Consider the following 5,022-nt stretch of genomic DNA (forward strand, 5'->3'; position numbering starts at 1 on the left):
GAGGCGCTGGAGGCGCGCAAGACCACGGGATCGACCATCCTCACGGTGTGAGAAGCGAGGGGGCTGCTCGCCCCCTCGCGCTCCCCTCGCCAAAGGGGGAGCACGCTCCCCCTTTGGAAACCCCCGTGCGTATTTTCCGCAGAATGAAGCTCAGACCTCGAAGCGGCCGTCGGTCGGGACTTGCAGGGCGGTGGCGAGGGCGTTGGTCTGGGCGGCCATGGCGATGACGGCGAGAAGTTCGCTGTGCATCGCCGGGGTCATGCCCTTGGCCCTGGCGGCGGCGGTGTGGGAATGGGTGCAGTACGCGCAGCCATTCGTCACGCTGACCGCGACATAGATCAGTTCCTTGACCAAGGGATCCAGCGCACCCGGGGCCATGACCTGTTGCAGGCGGTCCCAAGTCGCTTGCAAGAGCGCGGGATCATGGGCCAGTGCACGCCAGAAGTTGTTGACGTAGTCGGTCTGCCGCTTGGCGCGGATGTCGTCGAAGACGGCGCGGGCGGCGGGATCCGCCGCCTCGTCCGTGAGCAGGGGGAGCGTCGCCATCAGAACAGCGTGAAGACGCGGGCCGGGCCGCCGGTGCCGCGGCGGTGTTTCGGCGCGCCGACGATCAGCGTGGCGCCGAGCGCGGGCACGGCATCGAGATTGGCGATGCATTCGACGCCCCAGCGGCCCGAGGGCAACCAAGCGTAATGCGTGGCGAAATCCGGGGACATGCCGTAATCCAGCGACAGCGTGTCCACGGCGATACCGGCGATATCGGCCTCTTCCATCAGCATCTGCACGGCCTCGACATGAAAGCCCGGGAAATGCATGGCGCCGCCGTCATCGGCGTTGCGGTAGGCGGGGGTGTCGATCTTCGAGGCCCAGCCCGAATTCATCGCCACGCAGCCCCCGGCGGGCAGCGGGCCATTGGCGCTGATCCAGGCGCGGAGGTCATCGGGGGTGAGCTGGGTGTCGGCATCCTCGGCCGCGCGGGCCCGGATATCGACCACCGCCAGCGGCACGATCAGCTTGTCGACCGGGATCTCATCCACCGACATGCCGTCGGCCGAGAAATGCATCGGGCTGTCGACATGGGTGCCGGTATGTTCGTTGACCCTGAGTTCCTTCAGGTTGAAGCCGTGTTCGGCGAAGGTGAAAAGACTCTCTTCCCAGAATTGCTGGGCGCCGAAGAAGGTCGGGAAATCGGGGTGCAGGGTGTGGGTCATGTCGGCCATCTCGCCCGGGACCTGGGCCATGGCGGGCGCCGGGCGCAGGGTGGCGGCGCCGACGGTGCTGGCGGCGGCGAGGCCCAGCGCCCCCTTGAAGAGGTCACGGCGGCCGAGGCGGGGCTCGCCCAGCATCCGCGCTTTCACGCTTTCCATCACGCAGGCATGGCACATGGTCTGATCTCCCGGTTGCTGCCGCCCCGTTCGCCGGGCGGTTCATCGGTTCAGACTGCGGGCCGGGGGCGATTCGGTCAATCGAGGAGCGAGTCGACCCATTCCGGCACCACCTGCGAGGCGGGACCATAACGGCAGGTCTGGAAGACGCGGCTGATCTCCGAGGGTTCGAGGTTCAGTTCCGTGCACTGGGCGCCGTTGCGGCGGGCCTCGGCGGCGAGGCCGGCGGCGGGATAGACCTGGCCCGAGGTGCCGATGGCGGCGAAATGGGTGCAGGTCTCGACGGCCTCGGCGATGGCCTCCATGTGGTAGGGGATTTCGCCGAACCAGACCACGTCGGGGCGGGCGCGGGGCTGGCCGCAGGCGGGGCAGCAATCTTTCACGGCCATGACCGGGGGCGCGGGCCAGCGGTGGCCGCAGCTGGCGCAAAGCGCCGACATCAGCGCACCGTGCATCTGGATCACATTCCGCGAGCCTGCCCGCTGGTGCAGGTCGTCGACGTTCTGGGTGATCAGCGTCACCTGCCCGGGCAGCGCCGTCTCCAGCCGGGCCAGCGCGTTGTGGGCGGCGTTGGGCTGGGCGCCGGCGCAATTGGCGCGGCGGGCGTTGTAGAAATCGGTCACCAGCTGGGGGTTCCGCCCGAAGCCTTCGGGCGTCGCCACCTCGTTCAGGTCGTATTGCGTCCAGAGCCCGCCCTTGTCGCGGAAGGTGCCGAGCCCGCTTTCGGCCGAGATCCCGGCGCCGGTGAGGATGACGATCTTCATCTTACGCCCGTTGCAGTTTGACCGGCTCGGTCCGCGCCAGCCGCAGGAAATGGGCCATGAAGGGCTTCACCGTGTCCTCCTCGCGCGTCGCGGCATAGAGGCGCTTGGTGAGGCCCCCCTCCGTCACCGGCTTCGTCACGTAATCGGTCGAGTATTTCACCTCGCGCAGCACCCAGTCGGGCAGCACCGCCACCCCGCGATTGGACGCCACCAGCAGCAGGATCACCGCCGTCAGTTCGATGGGGCGGACCTGCCGGGGCTCCACCCTTGCGGGGTTCAGGAGACCGGTGAAGATGTCGAGCCGCGTGCGATCCATCGGATAGGTCAGCAGCACCTCGTCGCGGAAATCCTCGGCCTCGATGAAGGGCTTGGCGGCAAGGGGATGCTGGGAGGAGGCGATGAAGCGCGGCTCGTAATCGAAGAGCGGCGTGAAGGTGATGCCCGGCATTTCCTCGGGGTCAGAGGAGATGACCAGATCCACCTCCTCGCGCGCCAGCGCCGAAAGCGCCGCGAAGGCGAGATTCGGGCGAATGTCCACGTCCACGTCGGGCCAGGCGTGGCGGAAGCGTTCCAGCACCGGGAACAGCCAGTCGAAACAGGCGTGGCATTCGATGGCGATGTGCAGGCGGCCCATCTTTCCGGCGATCATGGCGCGGAATTCCTCTTCCAGCGCCTCGACCCGGGGCAGGACTTCCTCGGCCAGTTTCAGCATCTTGAGGCCCGCGGCGGACAGGCGCAGGGGCTTGGTGCGGCGGGCGAAAAGCTCCACCCCCGCCTGATCCTCCAGCCCTTTCAGCTGATGCGACAGCGCCGATTGGGTGATGTTCAGGATATCGGCCGCGCGCGCCACGCCGCCTGCCAGATGGATGGCGCGGATGGTGCGGAGGTGACGGAACTCCAGGTGCATTATGCTGCCCGCCTCATGTTCGTGATGAAAACAATGAATTTGTCTCACAATGCTGCGCATGCGACAAGAGGCTCAACAAGGAGCCCCATCATGCCCGCACCGCGCATCTCGTTCGAGTTTTTCCCGCCCAAGACGCTGGATGCCAGCTTCCGGCTGTGGGAAACCGTGCGCATGCTGGCGCCGCTCAGGCCCGACTTCGTGTCGGTGACCTATGGCGCGGGCGGCACCACCCGGCAGCTGACCCATGAGGCCGTCACCACCATCGGGCGCGAGTTCACCCTGAACGTCGCGGCGCATCTGACCTGCGTCGATGCCACCCGTGCCGAAACGCTGGCGATTGCCGAGAGCTATGCGGCGGCGGGCGTGACCGAGCTGGTGGCGCTGAGGGGCGATCCGCCCAAGGGTCAGGGCGGTTTCGCGGCCCGGCCCGACGGTTTCGCCAGCTCGCTGGAGCTGATCGCGGCGCTGAAGGACACCGGCAATTTCAAGATCCGCGTCGGCGCCTATCCCGAACGCCACCCCGAGGCCCGCGACGAGGCCGCCGACATCAAATGGCTGAAGCAGAAATTCGAGGCGGGGGCGGACAGCGCCATCACCCAGTTCTTCTTCGAGGCCGAGACTTTCCTGCGGTTCCGCGACCGGGCCGAGAAGGCGGGCATCGACGCCGCCCGGATCATCCCCGGCATCATTCCGATCGAGGGCTGGGCCGGCATCCGCCGCTTCGCCCAGTCCACCGGCGCCACCATCCCGGGCTGGCTGGACGAGGCCTTCGTCAAGGCCGGGCGCGACGGGCATGAGCAGCTGCTGGCGACCGCCGTCTGCACCGAACTTTGCGATACGCTGTTGGGAGAGGGCGTACCGGCCCTGCATTTCTACACGCTGAACAAGGCGCATCTGACGCGCGATGTGTGTTTCGCGCTGGGGGTCAAGCCGCAGGTGGCCTTGCAGAACGTGGCCTGAACGGGCCGGAAGGACAGGCAACCGGGGGGCAGGCGCGCCCGCCGGTCGTCTTGGTGCCGGGGCGGGTGGGTTCTGACCCGCCTGCCCCGGCGCGCCGGTCGCCTCGACCATGGCCGGTTGCCATCCCCTGCCGCCGCTTCTACACCTGAGCCAGTCCTAGCGGAGACGCCCATGCTGGCCGGAAAGCGCATCCTTCTGATCATCGGCGGCGGCATCGCGGCCTACAAGACGCTGGAGCTGATCCGGCTGCTGAAAGGCGTGGGCGCCAGTGTCGCGCCCGTCCTGACCCGGGCGGGGGCCGAGTTCGTGACGCCCCTCTCGGTCGCCGCGCTGGCGGGTGAGCCGCTGCATCAGGACCTGTTCGATCTGACGGCCGAGGCCGAGATGAGCCATATACAGCTCTCTCGCGCCGCCGATCTGGTGGTCGTGGCCCCCGCAACGGCCGATCTGATGGCCAAGATGGCGGGCGGACAGGCCAATGACCTGGCTTCCACCCTGCTGATGGCCACCGACAAGCGGGTGCTGATCGCCCCCGCCATGAACGTCCGCATGTGGGAGCATCCCGCCACGCAGCGCAACCTCAGGACGCTGCTGGCTGACGGCATCCTGACTGTAGGCCCCGACCATGGCGACATGGCCTGCGGCGAGCATGGCCCGGGCCGGATGGCCGAGCCTCGGGCGATCCTCGCCGCGATCCAGACCGCGCTCAGCGACGGCCCCCTGAAGGGCAAGCATGTCCTCGTGACCTCGGGCCCGACGCATGAACCCATCGACCCGGTCCGCTACATCGCCAACCGTTCCTCGGGCCAGCAAGGCACCGCGCTCGCTGCCGCGCTGCGCGATCTCGGCGCCCGTGTGACCTTCGTCACCGGCCCCGCCACCACCCCGCCGCCCCCGGGCGTGACGGTGGTAAAGATCGAATCCGCGCGCGAGATGCTGGCCGCCGCCCTCGCCGCGCTGCCCGCCGATGCCGCCGTCTTCGCCGCCGCCGTCGCCGATTGGCGGG

The 5,022-nt window shown here is 68.2% G+C and carries 6 protein-coding genes; 2 read left to right on the forward strand and 4 right to left on the reverse strand.

The window, feature by feature from the left end; all coding sequences use genetic code 11:
* Positions 1-150: 150 nt before the first annotated feature.
* The 4 genes from VDQ18_RS22715 to VDQ18_RS22730 form a co-directional block, all read right to left on the reverse strand.
* Complete coding sequence (locus VDQ18_RS22715) at positions 151-546, reverse strand: carboxymuconolactone decarboxylase family protein (protein WP_323023134.1); 396 nt, start codon at positions 544-546, stop codon at positions 151-153.
* Positions 546-1,385 (reverse strand): cyclase family protein, encoded by an 840-nt coding sequence (locus VDQ18_RS22720; protein WP_323023135.1) that lies wholly within the window; start codon positions 1,383-1,385, stop codon positions 546-548. Before VDQ18_RS22720 ends, VDQ18_RS22715 begins: the two co-directional genes overlap by 1 nt.
* A gap of 77 nt (positions 1,386-1,462) precedes the next feature.
* The gene (locus VDQ18_RS22725) at positions 1,463-2,149 is read right to left on the reverse strand and encodes an NAD-dependent deacylase (protein WP_323023136.1); all 687 of its coding nucleotides are present in this window, start codon (positions 2,147-2,149) and stop codon (positions 1,463-1,465) included.
* A 1-nt stretch (position 2,150) separates the two neighbouring features.
* Entirely contained in the window at positions 2,151-3,056 is a 906-nt protein-coding gene (locus tag VDQ18_RS22730; protein WP_323023137.1) for a LysR family transcriptional regulator, read from the reverse strand.
* A 90-nt stretch (positions 3,057-3,146) separates the two neighbouring features.
* Here VDQ18_RS22730 and metF point away from each other — a divergent pair, with 90 nt between their 5' ends.
* Together metF and coaBC are read left to right on the forward strand one after the other, a co-directional pair.
* Positions 3,147-4,016, forward strand: a complete 870-nt coding sequence (gene metF / locus VDQ18_RS22735) for a methylenetetrahydrofolate reductase [NAD(P)H] (protein WP_323023138.1) — start codon at positions 3,147-3,149, stop codon at positions 4,014-4,016.
* 171 nt (positions 4,017-4,187) lie between these two features.
* On the forward strand, positions 4,188-5,022 hold an 835-nt coding region (coaBC, locus tag VDQ18_RS22740), incomplete at its 3' end, for a bifunctional phosphopantothenoylcysteine decarboxylase/phosphopantothenate--cysteine ligase CoaBC (protein ID WP_323023139.1).

The organism is Pararhodobacter sp. (assembly GCF_034676075.1).
Lineage (GTDB): Bacteria > Pseudomonadota > Alphaproteobacteria > Rhodobacterales > Rhodobacteraceae > Pararhodobacter.

Coding starts and splice junctions, on each gene's coding strand:
- VDQ18_RS22715 (WP_323023134.1), bottom strand. CDS start 546: ATGGCGACGCTCCCCCTGCTCACGGACGAGGCGGCGGATCCCGCCGCC.
- VDQ18_RS22720 (WP_323023135.1), bottom strand. CDS start 1,385: ATGTGCCATGCCTGCGTGATGGAAAGCGTGAAAGCGCGGATGCTGGGC.
- VDQ18_RS22725 (WP_323023136.1), bottom strand. CDS start 2,149: ATGAAGATCGTCATCCTCACCGGCGCCGGGATCTCGGCCGAAAGCGGG.
- VDQ18_RS22730 (WP_323023137.1), bottom strand. CDS start 3,056: ATGCACCTGGAGTTCCGTCACCTCCGCACCATCCGCGCCATCCATCTG.
- metF (WP_323023138.1), top strand. CDS start 3,147: ATGCCCGCACCGCGCATCTCGTTCGAGTTTTTCCCGCCCAAGACGCTG.